Source organism: Promicromonospora panici, assembly GCF_900608595.1.
GTDB classification, from domain to species: domain Bacteria; phylum Actinomycetota; class Actinomycetes; order Actinomycetales; family Cellulomonadaceae; genus Promicromonospora; species Promicromonospora panici.
Map to the genome: position 1 here is coordinate 1 of NZ_UWYY01000043.1, position 17,413 is coordinate 17,413.

The window sequence follows — 17,413 nt, forward strand, 5'->3', positions numbered from 1 at the left end:
TGACCAACAGGACCCGGAGACCAGCCCGAACAGCAGACCGACAGGCCCGGCCAGGTCGGCTCCTCGACGAGCAGCAGGGGCGCGACAACCCAGCTGCAGGGTCGGCCCCGGGGGAGAACTACGACGCACCACCCGGTCCACCTCGGCGGACTGGGTGGTGCGCGTAGCCTGCGTGGCGCGAGTCGCCCTACCGCGCCTCCTGGAGCGGGATCACCACCCGGTTGATGACGAGCAGGCACGCCGCCGCAACCGGGACGGCCACGAGTGCACCGAGCACGCCGCCGAGCGCGGCACCGGCCAGGGCGGCGACGATGACGAGAACGCCCGGCATAGAGACGGCCCGGCTCATCACCCGTGGCGACAGCACGTACGCCTCGACCTGCATGTACACGAGCAGGAGCACGCCGACCACGACGGCGGCGACCGGGCTCACCGTCAGCGTGGCGAGGGTCACCAGGATCGAACCGATCACCGTACCGACCACGGGTATCAACGCCGCGATGAACGCGATGACGGCGAGCAGGATCGGGGCGGGACTGCCCGCGAACACCGTCAGGAGGAGCGTGAACGTGGCGTTGATGGTCGCCAGGATCAGCTGCCCCGAGACGTACCGGCCCACCGAGTCCAGCACCTCAGTCAAGAGCGAGCCCGTCATCGTCCGCCGAGACCGTGGCACCAGCCGCAGGACGGCGGCCACCATGGTCGGCAACGAGACCGCGAAGTAGATGGTCAGGGCGGTGACGATGACGACGGCGGTCACGCCGTTGATCAGCCCAGTGCCGACCTGCAGCACACCGCCCGCGATCGCCGAGAGCTGCCGGGGGTCGGTGAGCAGCCCGGTCAGCGACGACAGCAACCCGTTCAGGTCCAGCGCGACCAGGTTGTCGGTGGTCCAGGCGTACCAGGCCTGATCGGGCAGATCGCGCAACGCCGCTACCAGCTGCGCGCCGAAGATCCCGACCTGCTCGATGGCGAGCGGCAGCACCAGGACGACGAAGAGCGCCACCAGCAGCGCGAATCCGACGATCGTCACCGTCGCGGCCGCCCACCGGGGCAGTCCGCGCGAGGTGAGGAGCCGGATCGGGGGCTCGAGGGCCAACGCCAGGAACAGGCCCACTCCGACGTACACGATGACCGTGGCGACCGCCGCCATAGCGTCGAGCAGCACGATGCCGGCGCCCACGCCCAGGGTCGCGAGCATCGCGTAACCGAACGGGCGCGCCGGCAGGCCGACGACGGTGGCCCTGCGGCCGGCGAGCCGGCGGCCAGCGATCCGGGCACCCCGGACCCGAGCGCTCCCGACCCCGGACCGGGCTACCCGCGCGAACCGCACTCCCGACGCACGCGACGAGATGCCGGGGCCTTGCGGCATGCGGGCCATAACGCTCCATTCCGATCCCACGTGTCCCCGGCAGACACCTGGCGCCAGAGTAGTTCCTGGCCGGGCTCTTGCACCCCTGTGCCACGGCGCGCCGTCCGGGGCGGCCCTACGCCTGCACGCCCGGATCGCCTGCACGCCCGGATCGACGCGTCCGGCGTCGACGCGTCCGACGTCGACGCGTCCGACGCCGGCGCGTCCGGCGGCTACGCGCTCGCCCGCACGACCAGCTCGGGCGCCAGCACGACGTCGCGCGGCTCCAGGCCCGGCTCGGCTATCTCGTCCAGCAGGAGCCGGGCCGCCGCCGTCCCGATCTCCGCGATGGGCTGGCGCACCGTCGTCAGTGGCACGGCGGCGACCGCCGCGAACGGGATGTCGTCGTACCCGACCACCGCGATGTCGTCGGGAACGCGGACGCCCGCGGCCGTCAGCGCCGCGACGATGCCGATCGCGTGCAGGTCGTTGCCGGCCACGACGGCGTCGGGCCGCCGGGCGGGGGGAAGCTCCGCGATCCGGCGACCCACGCCGGTGCCGTCGGCGACGTCGAGGTCGAGGGCGCGGACGATCTCCAGGTAGACGCCGGGCGTCTGCCGCACGGCGTCGCGGCAGCCGTCGATGCGGCGCGCGACCTGCCGCACACCCTTGGGGCCGGCGGCGAAGAGCAGGCGCCGGCGTCCGGCGTCGAGCAGGTGCTGCGCGGCGAGCCGCCCGCCCTCGCGGTGGTCGAGCGACACCGACGACAGCCGGTGCTCCGGGTCCTCGTGGTCCACGAGCACGATCGGGGTGCCCCGGTCGCGCTGGCGCCGCAGCGGCTCCAGGTCGTCGTCGGACGGCGCGACGACCACGCCGTCGAACCGGAGCTGCTCGAACAGGTCGAGGAACCGCTTCTGCTGGGCGGCCGACTCGTGCGAGCTGCCCACCACGACCGCGAGCCCGTTGGCCGCCGCGAGCTTCTCGACCGCCGTCGTGATGCCGCCGAAGTACGGGTTGGACGCGTTGACGAAGGAGGCGCCCACGATCCCGCTGCGGTGGCCGCGCAGCTGGCGCGCGGCCAGGCTCGGCACGAACCCGAGGTCGCGGATGGCCTCACCGATGCGGGCCTTCATGGCCACGGAGACGCGGTCGGGCCAATTGAGGAAGTTCGAGACCGACGCCACGGACACGTCCGCGCGACGAGCTACGTCGTAGATCGTGACGGGACCCTCGTCGGTGCGGCGGCTCACGTCGCTATCTCACCACGGAAGAGGTTCGTGGATGGAGTGATTAGGGTCGCAGGGTGCGTATCGAGACCAACGGCCACCCCTCCGCGGCGCCGGACCTGTTCAGCACCTACGGCCACTTCACGGCCATGCAGGTGCGCGACGGCGGGGTCCAGGGCCTGGAGCATCACCTCGTCCGGCTGGACGCCGCCCACCGCGAGCTGTTCGACCGGCCGCTGCCGGGCGACCGGGTCCGCGACCTGATCCGGCACGCCCTGACCGGGACGGCGGACGCCTCCGTGCGCGTCATGGCGCGCGACGCCGAGCGGGTCCTGGTGTCCGTCGACGAGCCGCACCGTCCGCCCACCGCCCCGCAGCGTATGCGTTCGGTCCCCTACCTGCGCCCGTTCGCCCACCTCAAGCACCTGGGCGGGTTCGCACAGCTCGAGTGGGCCCGCCGGGTCCGCCTCGACGGGTACGACGACGCCCTGCTCACCGCACCCGACGGAGCCGTCGCCGAGTCCTCGATCGCGAACATCGGGTTCCTCACGCCCGACGGTGGCGTCGTCTGGCCGGACGCTCCCCACCTCCACGGCACCGCCATGCGGCTGGTCGAGGCCACGACGCCTTCGGTCCGCCGGCGGATCCTGCCCGCCGACGTCGCCGCGTTCGCGGGCGCGTTCCTGGTCAACTCGATCGGCGTGGTCGCGGTGGGGTCCATCGACGACGCACCGCTGCCCGACGGCGGGGCGCTTCTCGCCGGCGTCGTCGACCGCCTCGCGGCCGTCCCGTGGGAACGGATCTAGGCTCGCGCGTTCAGGTCACGCTTCGCCGCCGCCGCCGCGACCGGCACCGGCCGGGCGCGCCGCCACCGCCGGGTGGGTGTGCGCTATCGAGAGCAGGATCCGCGCCGTCCCGGCGCCGACCACGGCCCAGCGGTGCCGGACGTCGGCCGGGTGGCTGATCGCCTCGCCGGGGCCGAGCCGCCAGGAGCCCTCGTCCTCCAGCGTGACCTCGACCTCGCCGTCGATCACGTAGACCGTCATCTCGCCGTCGGACTCGAACCAGCCGCCCAGGTCGGCGCCCGGCTCGACGCGGTACTCGACCACCTCGAGCAGGTGTCCGGCGCCCCCGGACAGGAGCCGACCGTGCGCCGCACCCGGCGCTTCTGAGACCGCCAGCTCGCGGCCCTCTCCACGCCGCAGCACGGACACCCCGCGCGGCGCGCTCACCGCCGGCATGAGCTGGCTCGGCGGCAGCCCGAGCGCGTGGGCGAGCCGGTACAGGCTCGACAGCGAGGGGCTGGTCTCGCCTTTCTCGACCTGGCTGAGGAACGGCTGGCTCATCTCGCTCGCCCGCGCGAGTGCACGCATCGAGAGCCCCGCCGCCTCACGCGCACGCCGAATGGCCAGCCCCACCGCGGCGCGGACATCGGCCGTGCCGTCCGGAATCTGTAACACGGGCTTAACCCCTACGCCTGGATCCTGGTCCATATTTGATAACCAATACCTATCACCCTGGCCCGGGACGGGCCCGGGGAACTGGACCGAAGGTATCCGAACACCCGAGGGAGACCGGCATGTCAGCTACGTTCCACGTTCCGACCATCGACATCGCCCCGTACATCACGGGCGGCACCGACGCCGAGCGGGCCGACGTCGCCCGCCGGATCGACGAGGCGGCGCGCACCGTCGGCTTCATGCAGATCCTCGGACACGGCATCCCGCTGGAGGCCTGGGCGCGCCTCGGCCGGGCCAGCGACCGGTTCTTCGAGCTGCCGCTCGACGTGAAGAAGCAGTACCGGGCGCCGGACGGCGTCAACCGCGGGTACAGCCCGCCCCGGTCGGAGCGGCTCAGCCTCAGCCTGGGCGTGGAGAAGGCCGAGCGGATGAACGACTTCTTCGAGGCGTTCAACGTCGGCGCGTCCGCCGCTGACTACCCGCACGCCGACGTCGACCCGGGCATGTACTCCGACAACATCTGGCCGGCCGAGAGCGACACCTTCCGGGACGACGTCGAGCTGTGGATGTCGCACGCCACGTCGGTCGCGAAGGTCATGATGGAGATCTTCGCGGACGCCCTCGGCCTGCCCGCCGGGTACTTCGACGAGTACACCGACCACTCCCTCGACGTCCTGCGCATGAACAACTACGCGCTCCCCGAGGGCGAGCGGGTCGAGCTCGACGGCGACCTCATCGGCATGGGCGAGCACACCGACTTCGGCATCGTGACGCTGCTCTGGGCCGACGACGTCAAGGGCCTCCAGGTGCTCGACGACGACGGCGGCTGGAACGACGTCTCCCCGCTGCCCGGCGCCCTGCTCGTGAACCTGGGCGACCTGACGGCGCGGTGGACGAACGAGCGCTGGAAGTCGACGCTGCACCGGGTGAAGCCGCCGGTGATCGACGGCCGCATCAAGCGGCGTCGCTCCGCGGCATTCTTCTTCGACGGCAACGTCGACGCCGTCATCACCACGCTTCCCGGCTGCGTCGCGGAGGGCGAGACGGAGCTGTACGGCCCGATCACCGTCGGCGAGCACATCGAGGCAAAGCTCAACGGCTCCCGGGGCCTGGTCAACAACACGACCGACACGGAACGCGAGGCCGAACGAGTCCTCACGAGCCGCTACTGACCCTCGTGGTTGTGGGCGCGTCCGTTGCGCCTATAACGGATGCGTAGTCGCAACCGTCACGCTCACAACCAAGAAGCTCAGCGGGCTGGGTTTGCTGCCTCGAACTCCTGGCGCGCGCGGGCGACCTGGTCCTGGTGCTCCTCGGTCCAGGCCACCAGGGCCTGGGTCGTGCCGAGCAGAGTGCGGCCCAGCGCGGTGAGCTCGTACTCGACGCGCGGCGGCACCTCCGGGTACACGGTGCGCCGGACCAGGCCGTCGCGTTCGAGGTTGCGCAGGGTCACGGTCAGCATCCGCTTGCTGATCCCGTCGATCTCCCGGCCCAGCTCGCCGAAGCGGAGCGTCTTCTCGTCCAGGATCGCGATCACGAGCAGGGACCACTTGTCGGCGATGCGGTCCAGGATCTGCCGGACCTGGCAGTCCTCACGGACGTCCCACTGGAAGGGGTCCCGCTCGAACCTGCAAGCCTCCAGCTCGGCCTCGGTTCCCTCGAGGGAACCGGGTGACGTCGAAGTGCCTACTTGTGTCATGTCCTGATCGTGCCCAACGATCGTCATGGTTACAAGTGGTAACCATGCGGGACATGAGCGAGGAGATCCCTGTGACAGACGTGCAAGCGGTCGTCCGGCCAGCGGCGAACACGACCCCGACCGGCTGGGGAGTGCTGGCCGTCGTGTGCGGCGCGCTCTTCCTCGAAGGGATCGACATCGCGATGCTCAACGTCGCGGTGCCGGCCATCGCCGCCGACATCGGCCTGGCGACGTCGGACGCGCACTGGGTGATCAGCGCCTACGTGCTCGCCTACGGCGGGTTCATGATCTTCGGCGGGCGCACGGCCGACCTCCTCGGCCGACGCCGCACGTTCCTGGTCGCCCTCGCCGTGTTCGTCGCGTTCTCGGGCCTGGGCGGCATCGCCGACGACGCCTGGGTGCTCGTGGTCGCCCGGTTCGTCACGGGTGCCACCGCGGGGTTCATGACGCCGGCGGGGTTCAGCCTCCTGACGACCAGCTTTCCCGAGGGTCCGCTGCGTGACCGCGCCCTGGCGATCTACGGCGCGATCGGCGCCGGCGGGTTCACGCTGGGCGTGGTGGCGGGCGGCTTCCTGACCGACGCCGGCTGGCGCTGGGTGTTCTTCGCCCCCGTGATCGTGGGCGCCGCGCTCTGGATCGCCGGACGCGCCGTCATCCGGCCCGACGCCGCCCCCGAGCTGCCGCGCCGCGGGTTCGACCTGGGTGGCGCGATCACCCTCACGTCCGCGATGGTCGCGCTCATCTATGGCGTGGTGGCGCTCGGCGAGGGGCACGACGTCGTCACCGGGATCGCCGCGTTCGTCGCCGCAGCGGTGCTGCTCGGTGCCTTCGTGGCGATCGAGCGCCGCGTGCGGGACCCGCTGCTCCGCCTGTCGGTGCTGCGCGAGGGCCTGCTGCTCCGGTCGAGCGCCGCCGGTCTGCTGTTCATCGGGGCATTCTTCGCGTTCCAGTTCCTGATCACGCTCTACCTGCAGGAGTTCCGCGGCTGGTCACCGGTCGCCACGGGACTGGCGTTCGCCGTCATGGGCCTGGACATGATCCTCGCTCCCCTGGTCACGCACCGGCTGGTCAAGCGGTTCGGGAATGCCCCGGTCATGGTCGCCGGGCTGCTCGCGGGCGCCGTCGCCTTCGCCCTGGCGCTGCGCATCGACGGGTCGTGGGGATACCTCGACCTCCTGCCGTCGCTGCTGCTGATCGGCGTGATGTTCGCGCTGGTCTACGGGCCGCTCGCGGCGGCGGCCACCGCCGGCCTGGACGAGTCCGAGCACGGCGTCGCCGGCGGGATCGTCTACACGGCGTTCCAGTTCGGCGCCGCACTGGGCGTCTCGGTAGCGACGATCGCACTGGTCAACGGCCACGCCGCGGACGCCGGCTGGACCGACTACCGGCGCGCGCTCCTGGTCCCCGCGATCGCGGCGGCCCTCGCCCTGGCGATGGGCATCTCGACCTGGGTCCGCGGCCGGCAGGCCGCCGTCGTGCCGAGGTAGAACCAGGGCGAGGTAGAACTCCCGCGAGGTAGAACTCTGGCGAAGTAGAACTGTGGCGAAGTAGAACTGTGGCGAAGTAGAACCGCAGCGCACCAGACGTGCGCTGCGGTTCTACTTCGCCACAGTTCTACCTCGCCGGAGTTCTACCTCGGCGAGGGTTTCTGGTCAATCGCAGTACTCGTTCAGCTCGAAGTCGTGCACCACCGTCCGGCCCTTGGTGATGCGCGCGTTCTTCATCTCCGGCGGGTACCCCGTCGCCGAGCTGAGCAGCGTCAGCCGGTTGTTCGACACCCCCATCCAGCGGGCGTAGCCGCCCTCCGGACCGGTCACGAGCGTGACGTCGTACTCGGACCCGTCGATGACCACGAACGCCCCCTCGAGCGGGACCGTCTCGTCGTCACAGGTGACGCCCGTCACCGTGCCGGCGATCTTGCCCCAGTTCGTCGGCGGGGTCACCGACAACGACACCTGCACCCGCGGCTCGGGATACGGCGTGCTGCCGTTGGCCATCACCGCCGAGGTGTAGGTGCCCGGCTGGTCGATGCGGCTGCTGTCGAGGTCGACGTGCACCGTCGCGGACTCGCCCGGCTCCAGCGTGAACGCCGGCGGCTGGACATCGAGCCACGGCACCTCGACCGTGGTCTCGCCCGTCACGTTCATGACCGTGTGCATGTCCGGGAACCCGAGGTCGGCGACGGTGGTCGGCTCGGGAGTGCCGCAGTCGTCGGACGCGATGTACGACGGCGCCGTCTCCGGCTCGGCGTTGGACCCGACGAAGAACCCGGGTTCCCCGACGATCTCGACCACGAGCGTGCTGCCCGGGGACGCAGTGCCCGTGACGGGCACGTCGATCAAGGTGAGCTCCTGCGGTTCCAGGGCCACGTCGGACGAGCCGAGCAGGGTCATGTTCGCGTACTCGAAGTCGCCGTCGAGCTCGTACAGGTTGACCGTGGCGTCACCGGGCGCCTCCACGATCTCCACGCCGAAGGACACGTTCGTCACCGCGAACTCGCCCTCGATCTCGAAGTCCTCCAGCGTGAACGTGCGCAGGAACTTGGTCACACCGGCCCCGCAGGCCACGGAGTTGCCCGGCGTGATGTCCTGCGACGAGGAGTGCGTGATCGTGGTTCCCTCGTCCGCGAGCAGCGACGGCGGGGCCGACGGCGTCACCGACGCCCCGGGACGCTTCCCGTTCCGGCCGAAGCCGTCGCCGTCCGACGCGGCGTCGCCGTCCGACGCGGCGGCTGTACTGTCCCCATCCGCCGCCCTTTCGCCCGCCGCCCCCACAGCGCCCTTCGCGCCCGGCGACGCCACGGTGCTCACGTCGGTCGTCTCACCGACGGCGCCCTTGATGACGCCGCCGCTGCCCGCCGACCTGCCCGCCGACCCGAGGATCTCGAAGTCCGACGACGCCGGCGCCACCTCGACGTCGGCGGGCGCGGTGCCCTCGTTCGTCACGGTGAACGTGCCGGACCGGCCGCCGCCCATCCGCACCTCCCGGGACAGCTCGCCCGGCGAGACGGTGAGCAGCGGGGCCGCCAGCTCCACGTCCTGCCGGGTCACGGCGTCGGCGACGACGGTCACCGCGGCCTCGGTCGCGGTGTAGTCCTTGGCCGTGTAGCCGATCTGCTGCTCGCCGGCCGGCGTGGTGAACAGCGAGTAGTATCCCGCGCCCACGGTCGGGTTCGCCGGGTCGGCGGACCGCGTGCTCTGCTCGGCGCCGCCCGTCACCGTGGCGCGGTTGACGCCGTCACCGGTGTTGAGGTCCTGGACGAACCCGGCGACGAGGCCGCCGTCGACCGGGGTGCACGCGCCGACCGAGACGTTGTCGATCTGCCACCACCCCGCCCACATGGCGTCGCCGTAGTGGAACCGGACGCGCACGTCGGACGCGCCGCCCGCGCCCGGCAGGGCGACGACCGTGCGCCCGAGCGCGTCGGAGGTCTGGTGCAGCGCCGTCTCCCAGGTCTCGCCGCCGTCGACGCTGAGGCCGACGTCGGCGAAGTCGTCCAGCGCGAAGTAGCTCTGGTCGAACGTCAGGAGCGGTGCGTCGAGGTCGCTCAGGTCGAAGGACGGCGACGTGAGCGTCGTGTCCTGCATCCCTTCCTCGCCGTAGCCGTCGCTGTTCACCTCGGCGAACAGGCCCTGGCCGCCGGTCTGGTTGCCGTACTCGAACCGGTCGTCGAACGTCCAGACCTGCTCGGTGCCCGCCAGGTCCTCGACGGTCCAGCCGTCGGGCACGTCGCCGGTCTCGAACTCCTCGACCCCGACGCCCGCCCCGGTCAGGGCGTAACCGGGAGCCGTGCACTCGGCAAGCACGGGCGTCGCGACGTCGGCAGTCGCCGGCTCCGCGCCCACCTCGACGACCTGCGTGAACGTCCCGTACCCGGGCACGGACGGCTGCACGACCAGCGTGTGCGCGGTCGACTGCGGCAGCTCGAACGAGTACTCACCCGTGAACGGGTCGGTCCACGCCACGACGCTGCTGGGGGCACCCTGCACGGAGACCTTGGCGTCGAGCGGCCAGCCGTGCCCGGAGCCGTCGGTGACGGTGCCGCTCACGGTGGTGGTCGGCGCAGCCTCCAGGGTGAGGTCGAGCGTGGTGGTCTCCCGCTCGACGATGTCGGCAGGTGCCGTCACGTCGAGGTACCCGAAGGCGGAGGCGCTCACCTCGTGCGAGCCCTCCTCCAGGCCCATGCGGTACGCGCCGTTGGTGTCGGTGACGTCGGAGCGCTTGCCCGAGGCGACCTTCACCCCGGCGACAGGCTCGCCGTCAGGCCCCGTGACGGTGCCCTCGAGGAACCCGTAGCCGTCGATCGGCGCGTTGTTGACCAGCGCCCGCACGTCGAGCTTGCCCTCGCCCCAGACGTTGTTGTCGGCGGGCGAGCCGCCGCAGGAATCGTCGGCGACGTCGGTCGAAGTCTGGTCCAGGAGCTGCTTGGTGGCCTCGATGTCGCCGACGAGGACCGGCGCCGCGCTCCACAGCAGCGCCACGGCGCCCGCGAGGTGCGGTGACGCCATGGATGTGCCGCTGAACGCGGCGTAGTCGCCGCCGGGCACGGAGGACCGCACCTCGTCACCGGGCGCGGCCAGGTTCGGCTTGGTCTCGCCGTCGGCTCCCGGTCCGCGCGAGGAGAACTCGGCGATGTCGCCGGACTCCGAGAACGCGCCGGCCGCATAGGTCGCGACGTTGGCCCCGGGGGACGACGTCGACTGGCAGCCGGTCTCACCCGCGTTGCCCGCCGCCCACGCGCCGAAGATGCCCGCCGCCTCCCAGGCCGCGATCTCCTCGGACATGAAGTCGTCGATGGCGCCGGGCATCTGCTGACCCCACGAGTTGTTCACGACGTGCGGGCGCTGGGACGGGTCGGGGTCCGACCCGTCGGCCCGCGTCGGCGCGAGGATCCACTGCCCGGAGGCGAGCAGGTCCTCGTCGGAGCAGCTGGCGCAGCCGTTGGCCGCGATCCAGTCGGCGTCCGGTGCGACGCCGATCTGGTTGCCCGCGCCGTCGTCGCCCACCATGGTGCCCATGACGTGGGAGCCGTGGCCGTCGACGTCGCAGGGCGCTCCGTCGCAGAAGCCGCCCGCGTCGAACCAGTTGTAGTCGTTGCTCAGGCCCTCGTCGCCCAGGTAGCCGCGGTAGTGCTCCAGGAGGGCGGGGTGCTCGACCTCGACGCCGGAGTCGATGTTGGCCACGGTGATCCCGTCACCGGTGTACCCCATGTCCCACACCTCCGGAACCCCGATGGCGTCGAGGCCCCACTCGGTGGCCAGCGGTGCGTCCTCGGTCGGGGCCTTGCGCTCGACCGGCTCGATGGGCTGGGCGGCGAACCGCTCGTGGACCTGCTTCACCTCACGGCTCGCGGCGACCCGCTGCACCAGATCCGCCGTGCCGTCCTCGACGAGGATCGCGTTGCTGATCCAGTAGGACTCGTAGTCCGCGCCCGCGGCCTTCAGGTCGGCGACGACGTCCGCCTGCGACGCCTTCGCCGTGCTGGTCAGGGCGTCGTAGACGTACTGGCCGCGCTCGTCCCAGTCGGCGATGTCCGTGGCCGGCTCCAGGTCCGGGGCGTCGGCGAACCGGATCCAGAAGTCGGCGGTCTCCTTGGTGTCCAGCCGGGTCTGCACGGCGGGGCTGATCTTGTCCGCCGGGCGTTCCGGGACGTCGGCGGTGGCGACGGGCGAGGTCCCTGTCGGTGTCGGCGTGCTCGCGAGCGCGGGTGTCGCGCTCACCCCTGTAGCCAAAAGAGCGCCGACCGCCATGAGGGCGATCGGCGCGCGTCGGTGCGGCATGCGACTGTGCATTCTTGCCTCCGGGGAGCAAGCGCCCCGCGGTCGGGGCGCAGCCACTGGCCCACGAGCGTGTGCCAGTCACACTCTGAGAGCAGGGGGCTAAAAGGGCAACAAAAGTCGGCAGGTCACCCGCTCTGCGGAATGCCTGGCGCCACCGGCGGCGTTGCCGCAGGCATGGACTTCAACCAGCAGATCGTCGAGACTTTCCGCGCCCACGGGGGCGAGGTCAACGAGCCCGTCGCGTTCGGCAAGAACCTCGTGCTCGTGCACGTGCCGAAGAAGGACGGCACCATCCGGATCGCGCCCGTCGCCTCGATCCAGGACGACGCCGGCCGGTACGTCGTCGCGTCGGCCGGCGGCTCGCCGAAGAACCCGGCCTGGGTCTACGGCCTGCGCCGCGCCGAGCAGGTCGACATCGAGGTCCCCGGGGATCCTGTCCAGACCGTGCGGGCCAAGGTCGAGGAGCTGACGGGCGCCGAGCGCGACGCCGTGTGGGAGCGGTTCAAGGAGTTCTCGAGCGGGTTCGTCGCGTACGAGAAGACGGCGGAGGGCCGGGCGTTCCCGATCTTCCGGCTCGTGGGCTGAGCTTCGGCCCGGCTCTCCCAGCCCGGGGACGCCGTCACTCCGGCAGCAGGAGCCGCACCTGGTCCTCGATCTCGCGCACGACGTCGTCAACCGGGTTGGCGGCGTTGATGGTTGCGGCCATGCTGAGGAACATGATCGCGGAGACGATCCGCGCCCGCGCCGCGGCGTCCTGCGCGGTCATCCGTTCGTCGCGCTGCAGGACGGCGGCGATCGCCTCCTCGGTCTGCAGGCTCAGGCCGAGGGCCTCGCGGTGGTGGGGCTCGGCGGGGTCGCCGAAGACGATCTCGCGCAGGTAGGTGCGCCCGTTGTCGACCTGCTTGCGGTTGCACTCCACCACGGGACGCACGATCGCCATCACCGCCTCGAGCGGGTCCGTGATCCCGTCGGCCTCCTGCTTGCCCTGGACGAGGGCGTCGGCGTAGGTGGAGTTCTGCACGAGCAGCAGGAGCTCGCCCTTGGTCTTGGCGTAGAGGAACAGCGTCCCCGCACCGATGTCGGCCTTGTCGGCGATCTCCTGGGTGGTCACCTCGTCGACGCCGCGCTCGGCGAAGAGCTCGGTGGCGGCAGCCACGATGCGTTCGAGCTTCTGCTGCTTGTTCCGCTCACGCCGTCCGACCGGCTTGGAGGCGAGGGGCATGGCTGCCCTCCTTCGCTGCTGAGTAGGAGTTGATCATTCTTCCACGGAGGCCAGGTGCGCCCCCGGCGTCCGACGGGTCAGCGGGCCAGGAACTCGGCCGCGACGGGCGCGAACTTCTCGTGGAACTGGAAGATGCCGCCGTGCCCGGAGTCCGGGTAGATGACGAGCGTGGAGTCCTTGATCCGGCGGTGCAGGTCCTCGGACAGCACCGAGGGCACCATCCGGTCGTTGTCGCCGTTGGCGATCAGGGTCGGCTGCGTGACCTTCGACAGGTCGGAGGGCGCCGAGCGGCCGTACTTCTGGATCGCCTTGAGCTGCGTGCGGAACCCCGTCAGCGAGATGTCCTGGTCGCGGTCGACGGTGCGCTCCTGCAGGCGCTTGACGAACGCCTTCGCGGCGGACTTGCCGGTGGCGTTGCGGTTGAAGAACAGGAACTCCTTCGGGTCCGACCGGGTCAGCGTCGCGCGCAGGATGTCCCAGTAGGTGACTCCGACGACCTTGTCGATGTCCTTGCCGCCGCGCGGGCCGGTGCCGGTCAGCACCAGCTTGCGGACCAGCTCCGGGTGCTTGACCACGAGGTCCTGCGCGACCATGCCGCCCAGGGAGAAGGAGAAGATGTCGACCGTGTCGAAGCCGAGGGCCGTGATGAACGTGTAGGCGTCGTCGGCCATCGCCTCGACGTCGTCGGGAACGCTGCCCGTGGAGGCGCCGACGCCGCGGTTGTCGAAGGTGATGACGTGGCGGTTCTGCGCGATGGCGTCCACGATCCGGGGGTCCCAGTTGTCGAGGGTCGCCGCGAGGTGCACGAAGAAGACGACGGGGATCCCGCCCTTCGGCCCGAGCTCCCGGTAGGCGTAGGTCACGCCGCCGGCGTCGATCGTGCGGGCCGGGGCCAGTGCGTAGGAGGTGATGACGTTCGAGGTGTCGTTGGTGCTCATGATGTTCTCCTGTTTTCAGGTTCTGCGAATGGGTGAGAAAGGGTGGTGAAGGGCTGCGAGAAAGGCCGGTCAGGCCCTGGTGATGACTGCCTTGCCGCGGAGACCGCCCGTACCGATCGACTGCACGGCCTCCACGGTCTGGTCGAAGTCGAAGACCCGTCCCACGACGGGTCGCAGCACGCCCTTGTCGACGAGGGCGCTGATCTGCCGGAGCTGGTCGCCGCTCGGGTGCATGAAGAGGAACTCGTAGGTCACCCCGAGCTTCTTCGCCTGCCGGCGGATCTTGCTGCTGAGCGCTGCCATCGCGAGGCGCAGCACCGGGTTCAGGCCTCTCTCGCGGGCGAACGCGGCGTCGGGCGGCCCGACGATCCCGATCGCCTTGCCGCCGGGGCGCAGCACGCGGAGCGACTTCTCGAGGTTCTCCCCACCAACGCTGTCCAGCACCAGGTCGTACCCGTCCAGGAGCCGTTCGAAGTCCTGGGTGCGGTAGTCGACGACGCTGTCGGCGCCGAGCTCCCGGACGAAGTCCGCGTTGCCGGCGCTGACCGTGGTCGCGACGGTGGCGCCGAGGTGCTTGGCGAGCTGGATCGCTACGCTCCCGACGCCGCCGGAGCCGGCGTGGATGAGGACCCGCTGGCCAGGCTGAACGTTGCCCCGCTCGACGAGCGCCTGCCACGCGGTCAGGGCGACCATCGGCAGCGAGCCCGCCTCCTCAAGGGTGACCGACTCGGGCTTGAGCGCGAGGTCGGCCTCGTGCACCGCGATGCGCTCGGCGAAGGTTCCGATGCGGTTCGTGCGGGGCTGGGCGTACACCTGGTCGCCGAGCGTGAAGTCCCGCACCTTCGCGCCGACGCGGATCACCGTTCCCGCGACGTCGCTACCCATGACCTGCGGCAGCTCGAATCGCAGGAACGACTTGAACGCCCCCGACCGGATCTTCTCGTCGACGACGTTGAGCCCGGCGGCCTGCACCTGAACCAGCACGTCGTGCTCTCCGACGACGGGCTCGGGAACTTCCGCTTCCTGCAGGGGCTCCTTGTACTTGGTGATGACGAACGCACGCATCGTTGGCTTTCCTTCGTGATCTGGTTGGTCTGGTTGGTCTGGTTGGTCTGGTTGGTCTGGTGGCTTCAGCGGCGGAGGAAGTCGCGCGCGGCGGCGACGAACTTGCGGTGGTACTGGAAGACGACGCCGTGCCCTGAGTCCGGGTACACCGTCACCATCGCGCCGGGAAACACCCGGGCCAGTTCGGTGGCGTTCGCGGCCGGTACCAGCCGGTCGCTGTCGCCCTGGACGATGAACACCTCGCCGACGGCGGACGACAGCTCGGAGGGAGCCTGCTGGCCCCAGCGACGCAGCGCGGTCAGCTGCGCGCGGTAGGTCCCCGGGGTCACGGGCTTGTCGCGCCCGGCCGTGCGCTCCTGCAGCCGCGCGAGGTAGGCGCGGGCGGCGTGCTTCCCGGTGGCGGTGGAGGTGAAGAACAGCAGCGTCTTCGGGTCGTTGAACGTGAGCGCGGCGCGGAGCCCCGTGGTGACGGTCACGCGGGGCGCCGCGGCCAGGCCAGGCCCGCCCGCCGGCCCTGCGGCCGCGAGGACGAGGCGGTCGATCAGGCGCGGCGCCCGCTCGGCGACGGCCTGGGCGACCATTCCGCCGATCGCCAGGCCGAACATGTCCACCCGGTCGTGGCCGAGCGCCCGGATCACGGCGACGACGTCGTCAGCCATCTCGCCGATCGAGTCGCGGACGCGTCCCGTGGACCCGCCGACACCGCGGTAGTCGACGGCGATCACGTGGCGGTCCTGGGCCAGGCCGTCGACGACGCGCGGGTCCCAGCCGTCGAGGTTCGCTCCCAGGTGCGTCAGGAGGACCAGCGGTATTCCGGACTGCGGGCCGAGCTCGCGGTAGGCGAACCGCACGCCGCCGGCCGCGATCGTTCGCGTCGGCGCATCCACGTAGTACTGCGCATCCACGTAGTACTGCGCATCCATGGAGTGCTGCGTGGTTCCTTGCTGCGACATGTCGCTCTCCCGAGAGGTGCTCTCGCTCAGCCTTGTCTGAGCTGACTCAATTTTGAGTCCACTCACTCTTTCTGTCAAGAGTGAGGTCGAGAGACGCCGGTCACCGCCCGGGCGCGACCCCTCCGCGGCCGGCGTCGCGTGGGCCGCAGCGCCGCGGCCCCCGGGAAAGCGCTCCGGGAAAGACAGCGCCGGCCAGGTAGGTAACGGAGGCGTAGCTGTGCTACATCTCCGTTACCTACCTGGCCGGCACAGTTCTTCCCGGCGTCGGCCGCCGTTCCACTCGGCCTAGGAGGCGGGCGGCCGGGTGGTGGCTGGGGCGACGTCGCAGACCGTGCCGTCGGCGGGCAGGACGCCGTCGATCAGTGCCGCGTCCACCGCGGCGTCGACGCACGGGCCGCTGGTGCGGTAGGAGGTGTGGGCCACACCCTCGCGGGTGAGCAGCACGGCGCCCTCCAGGCGCTCGGCCATGGTCTCGGCCCAGTGGTACGGGGAGACGTTGTCCAGGCGTCCGCCGACCACGAGGATCGGCGGGGCGCCGGCGCCGGTGAGCTCGTCGGTGAAGTGGTCCTCGTTCTGCGCCGGCCACAGTGCGCAGTTGAGCGCGCTGTAGGCGGCCCGGCTGCCCAGACGGTCGTCGCGTGCGGCGATCTTCTTTGCCGCGGCACGGTGCTCCGCCAGGTTGGTCAGCGTCGGCCAGTCGGCGCAACGGACCGCGGTGTGCGCCTCCTGGAGCGTCGCGTACGGACCACCGAACGGTGCGACCGTGGCCAGGGAGACCAGGTAGTGGAGCGGCGTGCCGTTGCCCTGCTGTGCGGCGGTCAGGCCCGCGGTGAGCAGCGGCCAGAGGCTGCGGTGGCCCGCGGCGAAGCGCACGCTCTCAAGCGTCATGGCACCGTCGAGCGTGCCGCCCGGCGTGAGGCCCTCGGTCGGCGGAACCTCCAGCGGCTCGGCCTCCAGCTCGGCGATCAGGGCGTCGAACGCGGCCTCGGGATCGCCGTCGCCGAACGGGCACACGTCAGCGCCCTCGGCCCGGCAGGTCTCGAACCACGCGTCGAGCGTCTGCTCGTTGGACCGGGCGACGTCGTCGAGCAGCCGCAGCGGGTCGTTCTGCCACAGGCTCGTGTCGACCGGGGCGTCGATCACCATCTGTCGGACGCGGTCCGGGAACATCGTCGCGTACATCGGGCCGACCACCGTGCCGTAGGAGGCGCCGTAGAAGGTGATCTGCTCCTCGCCGAGCGCGGCGCGGACCTGGTCCAGGTCGCGGGCGACGTTGTCGGTGGACAGGCTCGCCAAGAACTCGGGGCGCTGGTGGTCCAGGCAGCCCTCGGTGAAGGTATCGGCGTCGGCGAGCAGCTGGCCGAACCGCTTGCCGCCGGGGAGGGCCGGGTCGCGGTCCTCGACCGCCTGCTCGGCGCGCTGCTCGTCGGTCAGGCAGCGGACGGCGCCCGACTCACCGACCCCGCGGGGATCCACGCCGACGACGTCGAACCGCGCCACGACGTCGGGCGAGTACGGGATGGTGTCGCTGCCGGGGTCGATGGACGCGACGGTCTCCGTGGCCGGGACGCCGGGGCCGCCCGGGTTGATGAACAGGCTGCCGATGCGCTGGTCAGGGTCGGTGGCGCGGTGGCGGGTCACCGCGAGCGGGATCTGCTCGCCGTCGGGGTCGGTGTACTCCAGCGGGACCTCGACGGTGGCGCAGTCCAGCCTCTCGCC

The 17,413-nt window shown here is 71.2% G+C and carries 14 protein-coding genes; 4 read left to right on the forward strand and 10 right to left on the reverse strand.

Going from position 1 to position 17,413, the window contains the following annotated elements:
• Positions 1-187: 187 nt before the first annotated feature.
• Together EW117_RS28720 and EW117_RS28725 are read right to left on the reverse strand one after the other, a co-directional pair.
• Positions 188-1,381, reverse strand: a complete 1,194-nt coding sequence (locus tag EW117_RS28720) for an AI-2E family transporter (protein ID WP_129790144.1) — start codon at positions 1,379-1,381, stop codon at positions 188-190.
• Between the two features lie 203 nt (positions 1,382-1,584).
• The gene (locus EW117_RS28725) at positions 1,585-2,601 is read right to left on the reverse strand and encodes a LacI family DNA-binding transcriptional regulator (RefSeq protein WP_129790145.1); all 1,017 of its coding nucleotides are present in this window, start codon (positions 2,599-2,601) and stop codon (positions 1,585-1,587) included.
• A 53-nt stretch (positions 2,602-2,654) separates the two neighbouring features.
• Here EW117_RS28725 and EW117_RS28730 point away from each other — a divergent pair, with 53 nt between their 5' ends.
• Complete coding sequence (locus EW117_RS28730) at positions 2,655-3,383, forward strand: aminotransferase class IV (RefSeq protein ID WP_129790146.1); 729 nt, start codon at positions 2,655-2,657, stop codon at positions 3,381-3,383.
• A gap of 15 nt (positions 3,384-3,398) precedes the next feature.
• Here EW117_RS28730 and EW117_RS28735 read toward each other — a convergent pair whose 3' ends face one another.
• Positions 3,399-4,037 carry a helix-turn-helix domain-containing protein gene (locus EW117_RS28735; RefSeq protein WP_165362912.1) on the reverse strand — a complete coding sequence of 213 codons (639 nt, stop codon included), beginning with the start codon at positions 4,035-4,037 and terminating at the stop codon, positions 3,399-3,401.
• Between the two features lie 119 nt (positions 4,038-4,156).
• On the opposite strand from EW117_RS28735, the gene EW117_RS28740 reads away from it, so the two are divergent.
• Positions 4,157-5,209 carry an isopenicillin N synthase family dioxygenase gene (locus EW117_RS28740; protein WP_129790148.1) on the forward strand — a complete coding sequence of 351 codons (1,053 nt, stop codon included), beginning with the start codon at positions 4,157-4,159 and terminating at the stop codon, positions 5,207-5,209.
• Positions 5,210-5,286: 77 nt separating this feature from the next.
• On the opposite strand, the gene EW117_RS28745 is transcribed toward EW117_RS28740, so the two are convergent.
• Entirely contained in the window at positions 5,287-5,736 is a 450-nt protein-coding gene (locus tag EW117_RS28745; RefSeq protein WP_129790149.1) for a winged helix-turn-helix transcriptional regulator, read from the reverse strand.
• Between the two features lie 71 nt (positions 5,737-5,807).
• Here EW117_RS28745 and EW117_RS28750 point away from each other — a divergent pair, with 71 nt between their 5' ends.
• Positions 5,808-7,223, forward strand: a complete 1,416-nt coding sequence (locus tag EW117_RS28750) for an MFS transporter (protein WP_242504639.1) — start codon at positions 5,808-5,810, stop codon at positions 7,221-7,223.
• 165 nt (positions 7,224-7,388) lie between these two features.
• On the opposite strand, the gene EW117_RS28755 is transcribed toward EW117_RS28750, so the two are convergent.
• The gene (locus tag EW117_RS28755) at positions 7,389-11,456 is read right to left on the reverse strand and encodes a S8 family serine peptidase (protein ID WP_129790150.1); all 4,068 of its coding nucleotides are present in this window, start codon (positions 11,454-11,456) and stop codon (positions 7,389-7,391) included.
• Positions 11,457-11,657: 201 nt separating this feature from the next.
• Here EW117_RS28755 and EW117_RS28760 point away from each other — a divergent pair, with 201 nt between their 5' ends.
• A complete protein-coding gene (locus tag EW117_RS28760; protein ID WP_207212118.1) occupies positions 11,658-12,101 on the forward strand; it encodes a nitroreductase family deazaflavin-dependent oxidoreductase in 444 nt (147 codons plus the stop codon).
• Between the two features lie 34 nt (positions 12,102-12,135).
• Here the strand turns inward: EW117_RS28760 and EW117_RS28765 are convergent, their stop codons facing one another.
• From EW117_RS28765 to EW117_RS28785, 5 genes are all read right to left on the reverse strand, one after another.
• Complete coding sequence (locus EW117_RS28765; RefSeq protein ID WP_129790151.1) at positions 12,136-12,738, reverse strand: TetR/AcrR family transcriptional regulator; 603 nt, start codon at positions 12,736-12,738, stop codon at positions 12,136-12,138.
• Between the two features lie 77 nt (positions 12,739-12,815).
• Entirely contained in the window at positions 12,816-13,676 is an 861-nt protein-coding gene (locus tag EW117_RS28770) for an alpha/beta fold hydrolase (protein WP_129790152.1), read from the reverse strand.
• Between the two features lie 69 nt (positions 13,677-13,745).
• Positions 13,746-14,741: an NADP-dependent oxidoreductase gene (locus tag EW117_RS28775; protein ID WP_129790153.1), complete on the reverse strand. Its 996-nt coding sequence runs from the start codon at positions 14,739-14,741 to the stop codon at positions 13,746-13,748.
• A 65-nt stretch (positions 14,742-14,806) separates the two neighbouring features.
• Complete coding sequence (locus tag EW117_RS28780) at positions 14,807-15,694, reverse strand: alpha/beta fold hydrolase (RefSeq protein WP_242504640.1); 888 nt, start codon at positions 15,692-15,694, stop codon at positions 14,807-14,809.
• A gap of 285 nt (positions 15,695-15,979) precedes the next feature.
• The coding region (locus tag EW117_RS28785; protein ID WP_207212119.1) for an alpha/beta hydrolase at positions 15,980-17,413 on the reverse strand (1,434 nt) is incomplete at its 5' end.

Bases quoted from the DNA above. Each gene is read 5' to 3' on its own strand.
- EW117_RS28720 (WP_129790144.1), bottom strand. From the start codon at position 1,381: ATGGCCCGCATGCCGCAAGGCCCCGGCATCTCGTCGCGTGCGTCGGGA.
- EW117_RS28740 (WP_129790148.1), top strand. From the start codon at position 4,157: ATGTCAGCTACGTTCCACGTTCCGACCATCGACATCGCCCCGTACATC.
- EW117_RS28745 (WP_129790149.1), bottom strand. From the start codon at position 5,736: ATGACACAAGTAGGCACTTCGACGTCACCCGGTTCCCTCGAGGGAACC.
- EW117_RS28760 (WP_207212118.1), top strand. From the start codon at position 11,658: ATGCCTGGCGCCACCGGCGGCGTTGCCGCAGGCATGGACTTCAACCAG.
- EW117_RS28765 (WP_129790151.1), bottom strand. From the start codon at position 12,738: ATGCCCCTCGCCTCCAAGCCGGTCGGACGGCGTGAGCGGAACAAGCAG.
- EW117_RS28770 (WP_129790152.1), bottom strand. From the start codon at position 13,676: ATGAGCACCAACGACACCTCGAACGTCATCACCTCCTACGCACTGGCC.
- EW117_RS28775 (WP_129790153.1), bottom strand. From the start codon at position 14,741: ATGCGTGCGTTCGTCATCACCAAGTACAAGGAGCCCCTGCAGGAAGCG.
- EW117_RS28780 (WP_242504640.1), bottom strand. From the start codon at position 15,694: ATGTCGCAGCAAGGAACCACGCAGCACTCCATGGATGCGCAGTACTAC.